This window comes from Parabacteroides sp. TM07-1AC (assembly GCF_003480915.1).
Classification (GTDB): Bacteria; Bacteroidota; Bacteroidia; order Bacteroidales; family Tannerellaceae; genus Parabacteroides; species Parabacteroides chongii.
Genome location: NZ_QUKD01000002.1, coordinates 66,493 through 83,514 on the forward strand (window position 1 = coordinate 66,493; position 17,022 = coordinate 83,514).

Annotated in this window: 13 protein-coding genes; 8 read left to right on the forward strand and 5 right to left on the reverse strand. The window is 39.8% G+C overall.

The genetic code is table 11. The annotated features are described in order from the left end of the window. Positions 1-30: 30 nt before the first annotated feature. From DXD68_RS05035 to DXD68_RS05050, 4 genes are all read right to left on the reverse strand, one after another. Complete coding sequence (locus DXD68_RS05035) at positions 31-1,485, reverse strand: RagB/SusD family nutrient uptake outer membrane protein (RefSeq protein WP_122360586.1); 1,455 nt, start codon at positions 1,483-1,485, stop codon at positions 31-33. A gap of 18 nt (positions 1,486-1,503) precedes the next feature. Continuing rightward, positions 1,504-4,638 carry a SusC/RagA family TonB-linked outer membrane protein gene (locus DXD68_RS05040; protein WP_122360587.1) on the reverse strand — a complete coding sequence of 1,045 codons (3,135 nt, stop codon included), beginning with the start codon at positions 4,636-4,638 and terminating at the stop codon, positions 1,504-1,506. A gap of 78 nt (positions 4,639-4,716) precedes the next feature. Further along, positions 4,717-5,625, reverse strand: coding sequence for a dihydrodipicolinate synthase family protein (locus DXD68_RS05045; protein ID WP_122360588.1), 909 nt, complete (start codon positions 5,623-5,625; stop codon positions 4,717-4,719). A 128-nt stretch (positions 5,626-5,753) separates the two neighbouring features. Beyond that, positions 5,754-6,467: a FadR/GntR family transcriptional regulator gene (locus tag DXD68_RS05050; RefSeq protein ID WP_122361062.1), complete on the reverse strand. Its 714-nt coding sequence runs from the start codon at positions 6,465-6,467 to the stop codon at positions 5,754-5,756. Positions 6,468-7,141: 674 nt separating this feature from the next. On the opposite strand from DXD68_RS05050, the gene DXD68_RS05055 reads away from it, so the two are divergent. Both DXD68_RS05055 and DXD68_RS05060 read left to right on the forward strand, forming a co-directional pair. Beyond that, positions 7,142-7,942, forward strand: a complete 801-nt coding sequence (locus tag DXD68_RS05055) for an IS4 family transposase (RefSeq protein WP_122360589.1) — start codon at positions 7,142-7,144, stop codon at positions 7,940-7,942. Positions 7,943-8,126: 184 nt separating this feature from the next. Next, a complete protein-coding gene (locus DXD68_RS05060; RefSeq protein ID WP_122360590.1) occupies positions 8,127-8,645 on the forward strand; it encodes an HdeD family acid-resistance protein in 519 nt (172 codons plus the stop codon). A gap of 12 nt (positions 8,646-8,657) precedes the next feature. Here the strand turns inward: DXD68_RS05060 and DXD68_RS05065 are convergent, their stop codons facing one another. After that, a complete protein-coding gene (locus tag DXD68_RS05065; protein ID WP_122360591.1) occupies positions 8,658-9,560 on the reverse strand; it encodes a helix-turn-helix domain-containing protein in 903 nt (300 codons plus the stop codon). Between the two features lie 237 nt (positions 9,561-9,797). On the opposite strand from DXD68_RS05065, the gene DXD68_RS05070 reads away from it, so the two are divergent. The 6 genes from DXD68_RS05070 to DXD68_RS05095 all read left to right on the forward strand — a co-directional run bounded on the left by DXD68_RS05070 (position 9,798) and on the right by DXD68_RS05095 (position 17,022). Continuing rightward, positions 9,798-10,415, forward strand: a complete 618-nt coding sequence (locus tag DXD68_RS05070; protein WP_122360592.1) for a TetR/AcrR family transcriptional regulator — start codon at positions 9,798-9,800, stop codon at positions 10,413-10,415. A gap of 33 nt (positions 10,416-10,448) precedes the next feature. Next, positions 10,449-11,840 (forward strand): TolC family protein, encoded by a 1,392-nt coding sequence (locus DXD68_RS05075; protein ID WP_122360593.1) that lies wholly within the window; start codon positions 10,449-10,451, stop codon positions 11,838-11,840. Between the two features lie 39 nt (positions 11,841-11,879). Continuing rightward, positions 11,880-12,902, forward strand: a complete 1,023-nt coding sequence (locus tag DXD68_RS05080) for an efflux RND transporter periplasmic adaptor subunit (protein WP_122361063.1) — start codon at positions 11,880-11,882, stop codon at positions 12,900-12,902. Between the two features lie 13 nt (positions 12,903-12,915). Beyond that, the gene (locus DXD68_RS05085) at positions 12,916-16,041 is read left to right on the forward strand and encodes an efflux RND transporter permease subunit (RefSeq protein WP_122360594.1); all 3,126 of its coding nucleotides are present in this window, start codon (positions 12,916-12,918) and stop codon (positions 16,039-16,041) included. A 124-nt stretch (positions 16,042-16,165) separates the two neighbouring features. Further along, positions 16,166-16,459, forward strand: a complete 294-nt coding sequence (locus DXD68_RS05090) for a PG0541 family transporter-associated protein (protein ID WP_122360595.1) — start codon at positions 16,166-16,168, stop codon at positions 16,457-16,459. Positions 16,460-16,464: 5 nt separating this feature from the next. Further along, positions 16,465-17,022 (forward strand): STM3941 family protein, encoded by a 558-nt coding sequence (locus DXD68_RS05095; RefSeq protein WP_122360596.1) that lies wholly within the window; start codon positions 16,465-16,467, stop codon positions 17,020-17,022.

Below are 17,022 nucleotides of genomic sequence, written 5' to 3' on the forward strand. Positions count from 1 at the left end.
ATTAAAATAGAAACAGGTTCCTAAAATCATTTATTCATATCCCGGAGTTTGAGTAATTGCAGGATTAGTATTTATTGAAGCATTATTTACAGGCCACAGTAAAATATTTAATTCATTTTCTCGCCCATGAAGACTCTTAACTCTATTGAAAACCTGCCCTAAGCGTATCAGGTCAAACCAAGATTTTCCTTCAGAAGCCAGCTCTTTCAGCCTTTCATCCAACAAAATATTCTCAATTTCCTGTCGGGTATAAGATCCTGCATAATAATTATCCTTTCCATAAGCACGCTTTGCAACCTGATTGATATACTTCAACGCTTCAGAGTTATTGTTGTGAGCTATTTCGATCTCAGCTTTAAACAATAGAGCCTCCGCAAAACGATATACACGAACATCAGAATCAAAGATACGGGTACCTTCTTTCCAAGTGCCTAAATACTTATTAATCCATGAATAATATTGATCATCAGGAGTCGTATAATCTAAAATATTTACACTAGCCCGAGTATCATTTTCGACTCCCCACAAAAAGTTCTTATGTTCCGATGTCATTGAAACCCATTGTGCACTACTACCTATTTGAACCGGATTATTTTGATATTCTACAGGGACATTACTTACTTTTAGCAGAAAATCCCCAGCAAACGAACTTGTATTTTCAGCCTCAACGAAAGCTATAGAAAAAATGATTTCCTTATTAATATCGTCTCTAAAAACACTCTCATAACTATCCGAAAGTTGTAATCCGGAATTTAAGACGTAAGTAATAGCGTTTTCTGCTTTACCTAAAGCATCCTTTTTTTTATTTACTTTTGCCTCCCATAAATAAAAATCAGTCTGAAGCATATTTACTGCAGCTTTAGAAATGCCATAAGGAGAACTTCCTCCCCCACTGGAAGAAATCAGATCGTAAGCATTTTGCAGATCTTTTTCTATTTGTTCGTAAATCTTAGAAGCCACATCTCTTGTAGGGAACAATCCTTCTTGATTATCAGATTCAAATCCCTCTGTTAACACAGGAGCATCTCCCCAAATGCGAACTATATAGTAATACATAAAAGCCCTCAGGTAATAAGCACTACCTAAAATATAATCTTTGTCACTTTCTTTTTCAAAAATTATATCCGGAGTATGTTTAAGTATTAAATTACAATCATTAATAGCAGTATATAAACCAGCCCAATTGGTTCCAACTGTACTTGGTATCAATAAATTATTCCAAACATTACCTCTGTCCACAGAGCCATTATCAATCCCATTCCCATAAAATCCGGTTCTATAATCTCCCCAAACAATATAATTTGTCTGGAAAGCGGAACGAAAACGATTAAAAGCTCCATTTAATGCAGCTTTCGCATCACTTGAATTTTTCCACATAGAACTTACAGTTATCGAGCTCTTGGGATTCAGATCAAGCCAACTATCACAAGAGACGAAGAAAATCATCAAAAATGACAGAAAACCATATACTAATATCTTTTTCATACTTCTATTTATTTATGATTAAAACTGAACCTTGAAACCTAAAGAAAAACGCCGGATAGGTGGATAACCTGTACTGGAACTATTAATATTACCGACTTCCGGAGGAGTCGCCTGAACAGCCGTGAAATAATGAAGATTATTTCCAGAAACAAAAACTGTAGCACTTTGCATCCCTATTCGCTTTGTCAAATCAGTTGGCAGATTATATCCTAAAGAGACATCCCTTATACAGAGATAATCACCTTTAAATGTTACAATGTCACTATCCCGACGATAGTTCCAGTTTTCATTACTATCATGTGCAGCTATACGAGCCCATTTTGTGTTTGCAGCATCACCCGGTCGCATCCATGCGTCAAGGGCTTCACGAGAAAGATTCGTATTTCCACTAAATGTCGACATCATATGATATTTGAAATCTGTATCTATCAATGTATGCCCTATTGCCCAATCTAGATATATTCTTAATGAAAAGTCTTTATAAGTAAATGTATTTGTCAATCCACCTGTAGAATGAGGTACAGTAACTCCTAATTCAAATTGGTCAACCTCTGTGATTTTGCCATCTCCATTCCTATCTTTCCATTCATAATCCCCAGCAAATTTTTTACCTTTTGTAAAAGTCTGGGTTTTATAATCCCATCCTTTAGCCAATTCATCATATCTTGCATTTGCTGCCTGTTCTTCCGTATCAATCAGATAGTCTACTTTATATCCATATAACCGATAAAGAGGTTCTCCTTCTGCTATACCTCCAAAACTCTTTCCATCAGGCAAGTAAGTTCCTCCTATTCTATTTTTCACCTGACCGTTATCCGGTAATGAAACGACCTTATTTTTAACAAATCCCCAAGAGAAACTAGTTTCCCATGAAAAGTCTTTTGACTGAATATTCTTCGAAGTTAACTCAATATCAAAACCATAAAATCGAACTGATCCAACATTTGTTTCTATTGAAGAAAATCCGGAGGTATTCGGTAAAGGTTTACTGAAAATCAAATCATCAGTCCTTTTGTTGAACAAGTCTATATTCAACAATATTTTGTCTTTAAGAAAACCTGCATCAATACCTAAATCAATCTGAGTAGTTGTCTCCCATGTCAAGTTTGGATTAGGCATCAAAGTATTTACAATACCAGCCAGGCTATTGTATTTATAAGAAGCATCATAAGCTCCTTGTGCCGTATAAATTCCAGCTGCATTATTACCAGTTTGCCCAATGCTTGAACGTAATTTCAAAAAAGATAATGTTTGATTCCTCTTTAGAAAATTCTCTTCTGAAATAACCCATCCGACGGATACACCGGGAAAATACGCCCATTTATGATTAGTTCCAAAGCGGGAAGATCCATCGCGTCTTAGAGAAGCAGACACAAGATATTTGTTGGCATAATTATAAGAAACTTTTGCAAAAACACTTGCTAAAACTTCTTCTGTCTTCGTCGTCGTTGCATCAGTTTTCTCAGGTGCAGCATTCAGCGTTTCTATTTTATCTGAACTTGCCCCTTGAGCAGCAGCAGTAAGAGCCTTTATCTGAGTATTCATATACGACAGCCCCAATAAACCTGATAAATTATGGTTACCAAATTTATTGTCATACTTCAATAACCCTTCATATTGTACTCTTTCCGTATTATCCAAAGTAGAGGAAGCTGGACGCAAACTATTATATTCATTTGCTCTTTGAAATCCATCAAACTCTGTTGTTGAGAAATAAGAAGTAGCAGTTGCCGTTGCTATCAAATAATCGGTAATACCCCAATCCAAACCTCCAGAGATAGTTGTTTGACGCAATACCGTCTCCCTTTGATGCGCATTTACCCACCACGGTAATGGAGCAGCAGTTGCATTATAACCTTTCGAAGGAGTTCCGTCATCATTATAGACTCTTTGAGTCGGAGGCAAATATAAAGATCGGGATATGGCATTAGCCTGGCTGCTATAATCTTCAGTCGTACTCCGTTGATAATTGATATTTGAAAACAATCTCAAATTTTTCCTTATACTATAATCGGCCATTCCACGTGCAGAAAAACGACTCCAGCTAGTAGACATACCAACCCCTTCATCATCAGTAAATCCAACAGATGCCGAATATTTCAATTTTGAATCTCCCCCATCTACACTTAAATAATAATTTTGACGTAATGCAGGGCTAAAAGCAACATCAACCATATCATTATCCTGAAACACAAGAGTTTTGGAAGGATCTAAGGGATCCGGCATTGTCTTCCAACCAACAGGAACCGTCTCACCGGGCTGCAAATAATGCGTTGTAAAAGGAGACGTTTCAGTATTACCAGAACTAAACCCATAATTATTCTGCTCATTCCATTTGGGATTCGGCCCTTTAGCCACACTAGGGCGAATAATTGAGAGGTATTCTTCCGCATTACACAAATCATAATATCGTTCAATATTCTGTAAAGAAAAGTCTGTCTGGAATGTAACTCGTGGCTTTGAAGACATAGATCCACTTTTTGTTGTTATCAGTACAATACCGTTAGATGCTCGTGAACCGTACAGTGCCGTTGATGCAGCATCTTTTAATATCTGAACAGACTCAATATCCGCAGGATTAATCTCATTATATCCCCTTTCAAAACCGTCAACCAAAATCAATGGAGAATTACTTTTATTAATTGAAGATCCTCCACGTATTATAATACTAGGAGCTTCTCCCGGTTGTCCTGAATTACTATAGATACGAGCTCCAGCCACTTTCCCTTTCAAAGCATCCATAACATTTGTGACAGACATATTCTCCAAATCTTTTGTATTCACTTTTGATACAGAAGAGGTCAATGTTCTTCTAGACTGTGTTCCATAAGCAACCACAACAACATCATCCAATTCTACAGAAGATGAATTCAGAACAACTTTAACTATCGCTGTCTCAATCTTTACCTCTTTAGAAGCAAAACCGACATAAGAAAAAGATAAAATAGCTCCTTTTGGAACATGAATAGTAAAGTTCCCATCCGCATCAGTAATCACTCCCAGTGCTGTTCCTTTTATTGTTATCGATACTCCGGGAAGGGGTTCTCCAGTCTCATCTTCTACAACACCTGAAACTGACATTTCCTGTGCAAAAACTATTGCGACACAAAATAGTAACGCAAAAATGGTGATCGTTTTATAAAAAAATCTCATCTTTGTATGTTTTTAGAACAATTTTAAGATATATGGTATTGGCAAGTTTCTCAGCAAAGTACGCTTGCCTTTACCATATTATTTTAATACACCGATTCTTAATAAATCATTTTTTAGAGAAGCATATTCTTCATTTGTAAATGAAGATATGGGAGGTCTACAATTTCCACAATCGCACCCGATCAATTTCATAATAGCTTTTCCACCACGAACTCCACCGCCATATTTTATAATAATGTTAACGACTTCGATAGACTTCATTTGCAGTTGTTTTGCAGTCCACATATCGCCAACCTCTATTGCAGCTATTATCCCATGATAAATATTCGGGATATAATTATATGTACTACCAACACCCGCTACGGCACCAAAAACCAAACCGGAAATCAAGATTTCATCATAACCGTGAAGAACTTCAAATTCGCCATTATTCAAGAACAAACATTCTCCCATTTCCATTAAATTGTTATGAGTAAATTTTGTTCCAACCAGATTAGGCATAACTTGTTTCCCTTCTTTCAAAAATTCCGGGACGGATAAATATACCCCAGTCATAGAGGGCATATTGTAATAGTAAAAAGGCAGTTCTTCCGCACTTCGAGCTATCGGTTCAAAAAAAGTAATCAGATCTTTTACAGTGCTTGGTTTAAAAAAACACGGAGCCATAGCCGCAAAAGCGTCAGCACCAACCTCATAAGCATGAGAAGCCAAATCCATAGCTTCTATTTGCGAATCACTTCCTACATGGGCAATTACCTTAAACCTCCCTTGGGAAGACTCCACCCATCGTTCGAGTACTTTTTTTCTTTCATCCGTTGTTAACGAATGAGATTCACCTGTTGTTCCGCACACAAAAACTCCGGATAAACCGGACTCTGCCATTAAATCGGCATACCTGTCTATCACGGATAAATTGATTTTTCCAAATACATCCATAGGAGTAAAAGATGCGGCAATCAACCCTTTGAAACGTTGGTAATTTTTCATTTGTCTATATTTAAAGTTATTATTTTTGAAATTTCTCTCCCTTATAGCAGAGAGAAAAATAGAATGAACAAAAGATAGATTATATTGACAAAATATTAGATAACAGGTTAATAAATCCTCCTTAAGTATCAAATTCTGTTATTCATAAATATTTTATATACTGCAAAATGTTTTTCTAAGGCTTTCCTAAATCCTTCTTCATCTCTTTTCTTAATCAACACGAGTAAATCTTCATGCGTAACAATCTCACCTTTTTCTTTCATCTCAATATTGATCGGCTCTAACAAGTCTTTAAATTTATTTTTTACAAAGACCATTACAGGATGAATGATTCCCTGAAATTCAGAAATAGTTCTATTCCCAGTTATTTCATAAAGCTTTGCGTGGAAAGTAAATTCACTCACTGGCGCATATTCATTATTTTCAAACATAACTCCCATTTTCACAATCTCTTCAAGTTCTGCAATATCTTCTGGTGTTATATTTCTGAAAAGATCACTACAAATACCAATTTCCAAAGCTATTCTAAATCCTAATATATCGAACAGGGATTCTTCACTCAATATACGCGGGTCTACAACTCTTTTCATTCCTCCCAAAATGGAAGGTTCTGTTAAAATCATACCTCGCCGCGTACGTGATTCTACCATTCCCATCATTTTCAAACGACTAAGCGCTTCTCTTAAAACATTTCGGGCAACACCCAATGCTGCTGCTAACTCTAGCTCATTAGGGATAGAATCGCCTGTACGTAAATCATTCTCTTTAAAATAATTAAGTAGTTTATCTTCTACCTGATCTACCAAAGTTATATTCTGATTGTATATTTTAAGCTTATCCATATGCATTATATTATAAGATTAAATACTATTTATACTATTTGTATGACAAATAACTGCATTATTTTAATACAAAACAACAATAATACATATTTTAATTTTTCATTATCATTATTTCACATCAAACACATACTTATGCAATTCAAACTAATTTTTATTAGTCAGAAATGCAATAACTATTTAGACAGAACTAGCCATCTATCAAAATGTAACTATCCTACCATATATTTACGGTTACTATACCGAATAATTCAAATTCCCCAACACAGTACATGACAAAAATATATAGTATAAAATTTCACAGGTAAAAAAAGGAAGAAATTATTTATCGATTTCTTGTAAATCAACACAATGAATCTGTCTATCATATTTTGTTAAATAACAGAATGTTCATTATTCAAGTGTTTAGCAGTCGGATTGATATGTTAAAATATATTACTTGGTCGGGTATTTCATTTTACCCGGTATATTAATCCGATTTTGCCGGTAGGGTAGTGTCATTTTGATAATTGAAAGAAACTACTTATAAAGAGTTTTTATATTCCTCTTTACATAAATTTTTCAAGGATCCAGCGTTTCATCTCCCAATACGCTTTATCTGTCGATCTCTTAACCCGGCTTATTTTTACCTTATTACCCCACAGGCCTCCTTATAGTCTACTGTTGGATCGAACAAATTGGAGTCAGGAGGATCGACAGAAATTAATGTTTTAATGCTTTCTATAGCTTACCAAGGTATCAGTTTCCCTATTCTTTTTTCTTTATTGCCCGGAAAAGGAGCATCTTCATCAGAGCAAAGGATTCTTTTAATCGAACGATATATTAACTTATTTGGAAAACAAACGATATTACATTTAATGGCCGACAGGAAATTTACCGGTGAATCCTGGCTTAGTTTTCTTCATGTGGAAAAAATAAAATATTTTATTCGTATAAAGGATAAATCAGTAACGATAAATAGCAGAAATGGAAAAAGAATACATATTAGGGGGATATTTAATCGACTGGCAGTGAATCATGTACAATTCATCCCTGAATCTTTCATTATACACGGAAATGAATGTTATTTGTCTGCTCTTTGCTTTATAAACGATAAAGGACAAAAGGATTTATTGGTAATAATCTCCCTTGAAAATAATCATAACAGCCTGGAACTCTATAGAGACTGTTGGCAAATAGAAACAATGTTCAGAAGATTTAAATCCAGTGGATTTAATATTGAGGCGACTCATTTAAGAGATATTCGTAGAGTGGAAAAGCTACTTGCAATTGTCATGATCGTTTTTACATGGGCTTATATTACAGGAGCTTATCGTAGTGAGCACCAGAAAGAGATCAAGATTATGAAACATGGTAGAAGGGTTAAGTCTTTCTTTAAATACGGACTTGAGTTTATTGGACAGACACTTATGAATCCTAACAAGTCGAAGTTATTTTGGATCGCACTCAAAATTTTGTCATGTACTAAGATTACCTGACCAGGTAATATATTTTAACATATCTATTTGATTACGGAAGGACTAAAAAGAGAAACAGATTGTCAAAATAAAAACATCCCAAAATGAAGTTTCCAGAAGAATAAAGCGAATACTATTTTATCGTAAAAAGAAAATGAGGTATCTTCGTTGTTATATATAAAAAGAACTACTAAAAGATATTCAGATGAAAAAAATTAACAACTCAGTTTTACGAAGTGCATTTGCTATGATTTTAGGATTTGTACTGGTCTTATGGCCGGAAGCTGCCATTACCTATTTGGTTATTGCCATAGGTATCTGCTTCATCATACCCGGCCTGTTTTCTTTGTTGAACTATTTCACACGGGAGAAAGTGGAAGGTGAACCCTCTCCTATGTTCCCTATCGACGGCGCCGGAAGTATTTTATTCGGAGCATGGCTTGTGATCATGCCGGAGTTTTTCGTCAATATATTAATGTATATCCTGGGAGCGTTACTGGTTATTGCCGGAATTCAGCAAATAGCTATGCTGGTATCTGCCCGCAAATGGAGTACAGTGCCGTTTGGATTCTACATCATGCCTGCATTGATTTTATTGACAGGTATTATGATCATCGCCTATCCGTTCGGAGCTGCGGCGAACACATTTGTAATCTTTGGCGTAGCCAGTATCTTCTATGGAGTTATAGAATTGATCAACTGGTATAAATTCCGCCAAAGATAAAAGAGGAAAATATTAAGACTTGCGGTATTCCATCGGAGAAATACCCATATGCTTTTTAAAGAATTTACCAAACGTAGACTGATCGGAAAAATGAAGAATGTCTGCGACTTGCTGTACCGTTGCCTGCGGAGCTTTCAACAAGATCTTCGCCTCAACGATCAAAGCATCGTCAATCCATTTATTAGCAGATTTTCCGGTCAGTTCCTTTAAGATCAAAGATAGATATTGCGGAGTGATAAAAAGCTTCTCTGCATAGAAAGTAACCACATGCTGCTCCTTACAATGTTCAAACAGCAATTGAAGGAACTGTTCGAAAAGTTCTTCTTTGCGGGAAAGAGCCGGCATTAACAGACCATCTTTTTTCCCCATAAATATATTGGCTATCTCCAGAAGGAATCCGACAAAAGAGTTCTGCATCACTTCTTTCTGAAAAAAATGAGCCCGGTTCTTTATTTTACTCCTTAACAACTCGATGTAATTGTCTACCAACTCAGTTTCCTGTGGTTCAAAAGTAGTGCATGGATTTTTCCTCAATTGCATATAATTAGCCATCGATGGACTACGTTTCGCCGTATTGCACTCATCGAGAAACTCACGTGAAATAACCAGTAATTTCCCTTTAAAATCCTTACTAATCTTACTAAGCTGTATCGTATGCGTCGGCATAATAATAGTAAAACTATTGCTTTCTATAGTATAAGGTACATAGTCCAGCGCTATTTCAGAAGATCCTTCCAGCACTAAGACCATCAATAATGCATCCAACCGCATCGGCATAGTATGTTCATACACTTCCTGGTCGTCCACACCCTGATTGCCATCAATATCGGCTATCAGAAAAATATCCTGGAAACTATCGCGGATTATTATACCCTTATTTAACTCAGCAAACTTTATCAAAGGGAGATTTTCCATAATTTTATATTTTACTCATCATTATAGTCTGCACAAAGATAGACATTTTTATATTCGATCAAAGAAGTTTGTTTCATTTTTCACCAATTCACACAGTTTTCCTCCCTATATAGCCCAAAACAGAAAATACTCCTTTCGTTTCAAACCAATCCTGTAACAGAATAAACCTTTTGAGTTTTCTAAATTAGGCAGATCTTTGTCACCGAGCATAATGGCAAGTGATTCAAAAAAATAAATATGACAAAAGAACAAGTTATGACGACGGCATTGGATCTGTTCTCACAATACGGTATCAAGAGTGTGAGCATGGACGATATTGCCCGGAATATCGGTATTTCAAAACGTACGATCTATGAATTCTTCGAAGACAAGGAAACATTATTACAGGAAGCTATTAAATCCTATAATAATAGCATGCGAAGCACACTTGCCGAACTGGAAAAAGGTCCATACACGGCTCTCGATGTTTTCGTCCTGTTCTACGAAGATTTTATGAAACGCCCCCGTTGGTACAATAAAAAATATTATGATGATCTGAAACGTTATCCGAAAGCATTGGAACAAGCCGAGAAAGACAAAGCGGATTTCACTAAAAGATGTATCAAGTTACTCAATCGGGGAGCTAAAGAAGGTGTTTTTCAGAAAGATGTAAATATCGAAATATTAGCTTTGGTGGCAAAAGAACAATTGAAAATGATCCGCCCGTCGAAAACATTTCTGAACCATTCGGTGGCAGAAGTATTCCAGACGGTATTGTTTACCTTCCTCCGGGGTATATGCACAGAGAAAGGCCTGACGATTTTGGAGCGTTATGCTTTGAAACACTCGCAGGATATATTATTAAGTGAAGAGTAATAGGAATTTTATTCAAAATCAAATCTAGTTTAAATGAAACGAGTATTAATTACTAAGAAGATGATGTGGGTAGTCATGATGTTGCTGCCTTCTCTGGTCTTTTCTACGGTGAAAGCACAGGATGTCCTGAAGCTCGACCTGGAAAAAGCATTGGAGATAGCGTTAAGTGAAAGCCCGACCGTAAAAGTCGCTGACAAAGAGATCGAAAAGAAAAAGTATGCACAGAAAGGCACCTATGCCGCTCTGTTCCCTCAGATTAATTTTACAGCCGATTATACCCGCACATTGAAAAAGCAGGTGATGTATATGGATGGTTTCGATATGGGTGGCGGCAGTGACGAATCGACGCCCGGTATGGAAGGTATCGATATGAGCAAAGGTATTGAGGTTGGCCGTGATAACAACTGGACTACCGGCTTCAATCTATCGATGCCCCTTGTCAACGCTACATTATGGAAAAGCCTCAGCATATCCGCCCTCGACGTGGAACTGTCTATAGAGCAGGCACGGTCATCCAAAATATCGATGGTAAACCAGGTAAAGAAAGGTTTCTATGCCGTTTTACTGGCAAACGATTCTTATCGTGTTTTCAAGGAAAGCTATGACAACGCGATGGAAAACTATCTGGATATCAAAAAGAAATATGACCAGGGAACGGTAGCCGAATACGATCTGATCCGTGCAGACGTGACCGTAAAGAACAGTGAACCGAATATGCTCCAGGCAGAAAACTCGCTCACATTGGCTAAATGGCAATTAAAGGCACTCCTGGGAATGGATCTGGAAATGGCTATCGACTGCGAAGGAGAACTGGCCGATTTCGAATCAGTCCTGTTTGCGGACTATATGGCAACCGATACGACATTGGCAGGCAACACCGATTTGAAACAGATCGATCTGCAGATGCAACAGTTGAAAAAGACTTTGACCATGCAGAAGTTCGACTATCTGCCTACATTATCGCTCACAGGTATGTACCAGTGGAATGCCATGAACAATGATTTCAAGTTCAAGAACTATAACTGGACTCCTTACTCGATTGTCGGTGTATCGCTTACGGTCCCTATCTTTTCCGGAGGCAGCAAATATCATAAGATCAAGCAGACGCAGGTATCCATGCATCAGATGGATTTGCAGCGCGACGATACGAAACGCAACCTGCAGTTGGCTATCAAACAATATCTGGATAATATGAAAACCTGCGTAAAACAATTCGATGCCGCCCAGAAAGGTGTCGAACAGGCAAACAAAGGATATAAGATCGCCCAGAAACGCTATGACACAGGAGCCGGTACATTGCTTGAAATGAACGATGCGGAACTGGCACTGACACAAGCGAAACTGAATCTGAACCAGTCCATCTACAATTATATGGTAGCTAAATCGGATATGGAAAAAGTCTTAGGTCAGGAACAAACGAATTAAGAAACAAGAATGAGAACAAAAATAAAAACAGTTTACAATATGAAAACACGTGAAATGCTGAAAGTTGTACCGCTCGTAACATTAGCCCTGCTGATGTCATGTACAGGTGAAAAGAAAGACTCTGAGGCAGATACCCATGATGAAAAAGTAAAAGTGAAGATTGAGCAGGTATCGGCTCAGGATGTAGACCAGCTGGCGGAATTTACTGCAACCGTAGAGGCAAACATAAAGAACAACATTGCGCCTCAGTCTCCGGTTCGTATTGAGAAGCTGTTCGCAGAAGTGGGTGACCATGTAAAAGAAGGCCAGGTACTTGTCAAGATGGACGAAACAAACCTGAAACAGGCCAAAATACAATTGGACAATCAGGAAATTGAATTCAAGCGCATCGACGAATTGTATAAAGTCGGCGGAGCTTCCAAATCGGCCTGGGATGCCCAAAAAACACAGTTGGACGTAAGCCGCGCAAGTTATAAGAACCTGCAGGATAACACTCAGTTGCTAAGTCCGATCAGCGGTATCATCACTGCCCGTAATTACGACAGCGGCGATATGTACAGCGGTGGTGATCCTATATATACAGTAGAACAGATCCGCCCGGTCAAACTGTTCGTGAACGTTTCCGAAAGTTATTTCACACAAGTGAAGAAAGGCAATGAAGTAGATATCAAGCTGGATGTATATGGCGACGAAGTATTCAAAGGTAAAGTAAGCTTGGTCTACCCGACCATCGACTCTTCCACCCGTACTTTCCCGGTAGAGATTAAGATTGCCAACACCGACGAACGCGTACGTCCAGGAATGTTTGCACGTACAACGATGAATTTCGGTACACGTAACCATGTTGTTGCACCGGACCAGTCCATTGTAAAACAATCCGGATCGGGTGACCGCTACATCTATGTTTACAAAGATGGAAAAGTATCCTACCAGAAGGTAGAACTGGGACGCCGCATGGGAAACAAATATGAGATCGTATCCGGCGTAGAAAATGGCGACCAGGTAGTAATAACCGGTCAGAACCGTTTGAGTAATGGAATGGAAGTAGAAATTGACAAGTAAGAAATAATACTATATGAGTTTATATGCAACAGCGGTAAAAAAGCCAGTAACCACCGCCCTCGTATTCGTGGCTGTGGTGATTATGGGACTTTTTTCCTTAACCCGATTATCAGTCGACTTGCTCCCGGAGATCGAGACCAACATGATCATGGTCATGACGGCTTACCCCGGAGCCAGCGCCACCGATATTGAAATGAACGTATCCAAACCATTGGAGAACGTATTGAACAGTGTGAGTGACTTGAAACATATCACCTCACAATCCCGCGAAAACATCTCTATCGTTACACTGGAATTTGAATACGGTACCGATATCGATGTCGCGACCAACGACGTCCGGGATAAACTGGACATCGTAGAATCGTCTCTGCCGGATGACGTGGAAAACCCGATCATCTTTAAGTTCGGTACCGACGATATTCCAATCCTGTTGCTTTCGGTAACAGCAGAGGAAAGTACCAACGCCCTTTACAAAATCCTGGACGATAAAGTATCCAACCCGCTGGCACGTATCAGCGGAGTAGGTGCCGTATCTATTTCCGGTGCTCCAATCCGTGAAGTACAGGTATATTGCGACCCTTACAAATTGGAAGCTTACGGGCTGACCATCGAGGGAATCTCCTCTATCATTGCACAGGAGAACCGCAATACGCCGGGTGGTAGCATAGATATCGGTTCAAACACCTATACGCTCCGTGTACAAGGTGAATTTACCAATGCCAACCAAATGCTGGACCTGGTGGTAGGAAGCAACAACGGTAAAAATGTGTATCTGCGCGACGTTGCACAGGTAAAAGACTATATCGAAGAACGTGCCCAGGAAACCTTCAACAACGGAGGTAAGGGGGGTATGATCGTTATCCAGAAGCAGTCCGGAGCAAACTCGGTGAATATCGCTAAGAAAGTTCACGAAAAACTGCCGGAAATACAGGCCAGTTTGCCATCCGACGTACAACTGGGTGTGATCGTCGATACCTCGACCAACATCCTGAATACAATCGACAGTTTGCAGGAAACGATCATGATCACTTTCATTGTCGTTATGTTGGTGGTATTCATCTTCCTGGGACGCTGGAGAGCGACATTTATCATTATCCTGACGATCCCGATCTCACTGATCGCCGCATTCGCCTACTTGCTGGCATCCGGCAATACACTGAACATTATCTCGTTAAGTTCATTGTCTATTGCAATCGGTATGGTGGTGGATGACGCCATTGTGGTATTGGAGAATGTCACGACGCATATTGAAAGAGGTAGTAAGCCGAAGCAGGCAGCCGTACACGCAACCAACGAGGTGGCTATATCCGTAATTGCTTCCACATTGACTATGTTGGCAGTATTCCTGCCATTGACAATGGTGACCGGTATGGCCGGTATCCTTTTCAAACAGTTAGGCTGGATCGTTAGTATCATCATGATCGTATCGACAGTCGGAGCTTTGACTTTAACACCGATGCTTTGTTCGCAGTTGTTACGTCTCGATCCGAAGAAAGGACGTTTGTACGTTTTGTTCTTCACTCCTATTGAAAAAGCACTGAATGCACTGGATGTTGCTTATGCACGTTTCCTGGACTGGGCAGTACGTCATCGTAAAACTGTTATTGCCGGTGCCTTCCTGATCTTTGCTGGCAGCATGATGATGATCCCTATGATTAAGACTGAGTTCTTCCCGACCCAGGATAATGCCCGTATCGGTATCACGATCGAAATGCCCATCGGTACCCGCCAGGAGATCACACGCGATCTAGCTTTGCGTATCGACAAACAGTTCCGTGAGAAATACCCGGAAATTCTGGTACTGAACTTCACCGAAGGACAGGCTGATACGGATAACACATTTGCCCAGTTGAGCGACAACGGTTCGCACATCATAGAAATGAATGTCAACCTGAGCAGTGTCGGCGACCGTGAAAGAGGTTTGATCGAGATTTGTGATATGATGCGTCAGGACCTGGCTGAATACTCCGAGATTAAAGAGTACAAGGTTTTGGCTGGCGGCCAGTCCGGTTCTATGGGTGGTGAGAACGCTGTGGATATAGAAATCTACGGTTTCGACTTTGCCAAGACCGATGCTGTTGCTGCAGATCTGTCAAGACGTCTGGAAGGATTGAAGGGATGTTCACAGGTTAACATCAGCCGTAAAGATTATATCCCGGAATACCAGGTAGACTTCGACCGCGAAAAACTGGCAATGAACGGCCTGAACGTTACGACAGCCTCTTTGTATCTGCGTAACCGTATCAACGGTTCCACCGCATCCAAGTATCGTGAAGACGGTGACGAGTATGATATCAAAGTACGTTATGCTCCCGAATTCCGCCAGTCTATCGAAGATATCGAAAATATCATGATCTATAACAATGCCGGACAAGGGGTTCGTATCCGCGATGTAGGTAAAGTTGTAGAACGTATGACACCGCCGACTATCGAGCGTAAGAACCGTGAACGTCTTATCACAGTATCTGCCGTTGTCGGTCAGGGTGCTGCATTAAGCGACCTGGTGTCTGCCGTTCAATCCGAGCTGAAGAAGATGGATATCCCGTCTGATGTAAGCTGGCAGCTGGGAGGTACATTCGAAGACCAGCAGGATACCTTTACCGACCTGGGTATATTGATGGTATTGATCATCATCCTGGTATTTATTGTGATGGCAGCCCAGTTCGAGTCGTTGACCGACCCGTTCGTGATCATGTTCTCCATCCCGTTCGCCTTTACCGGTGTAATTCTGGGATTGGCAATCACACAGACGCCACTCGGGGTGATGGCTTTGATCGGTGTAATCATGTTGATGGGTATCGTTGTAAAGAACGGTATCGTGCTGATCGACTACACGATCCTGTGCCGCGAACGCGGAATGAGTATTCTTACTGCTGCAGTTGCTGCCGGTAAATCCCGTCTCCGTCCGGTATTGATGACCACCCTGACTACCGTACTCGGTATGATCCCGATGGCTATCGGTACAGGTGAAGGTGCTGAAATGTGGCGCTCGATGGGTATGACGGTTGCATGGGGACTTTCAGTATCCACTTTGATCACACTGGTTATCGTACCGACGGTATATTGCGTATTTGCCGGAAACGGTGTAAAACGCCGCCGCCGTAAGATCGCCAGGTTGAATCATCTGGAACAATTATAAAATAACAGAACCGGGAGTGACAATCTCCCTTATCAGGGAATAGGTATTTCCCAGATAAGAGAGACAGCCACTCCCTAAGCTGGGAACCGGTTATTCCCGAATATAACATTAAAATACAAGAACAATGAAAGCTATATTCATATCATTCAATCAGGCTTACTACGAAATGATCCTCAGTATTATGGATCGCAGCAACATTCGCGGATTTACTTTCTGGGAAACAGTGCAGGGACGCGGCAGCCAAAAAGGCGAACCTCATTACGGTAGCCATGCCTGGCCAACCCTCAACTCAGCCATACTGGCAATGGTAGACGACGAAAAAGTCGATCCTTTCCTGGACCTGCTCCACAAAATGGATATGCAGACAGAAGCCCAGGGACTACGTGCATTCGTATGGAACATTGAAAAATCAATTTGACGGTTATGGAAGCACCTTCTACAATCACATTCAAATTGAGCAGGCATAAAAAGAGAGGATTGTTCCTGACAACGCTCCTCTCTGCCCTGATCGGTGCCGGAGCTTTGTATGCTGCTCATGACCTCAAATACGGGGAAGGACGTTTTGTCTTTATCTTCATCGGTGTCTTTGCTTTACTCACGACATTCTTCTGCTTAATCAGCTATTCATTCCTAACCCGCGAAAGTTTCAAGGCGATCTATATCTCCGACGAGGGGATCAATGATATATCGACAGGCAACCGGATAGGCACAATTTTGTGGAAAGATGTTGACAATATCAAAATAATGGACGACCTTAGCAACCTGAAACGTAAATATATCGTGCTGAAGGTAAAAAATCCGAACGAATATATTGACCGGGAGCCCACACGTAGCAAGAAGCGTTCCCTGGAACTGAAGCTTCAATACTACGGATCGCCTATTTGTATCTCCGACCGTGCGTTGGATTGTACATTTAAGGAACTCGAAAAGGCTGTATTCGAGAAATACAACCACTATAAAACATTACATAAAGAAGCATAA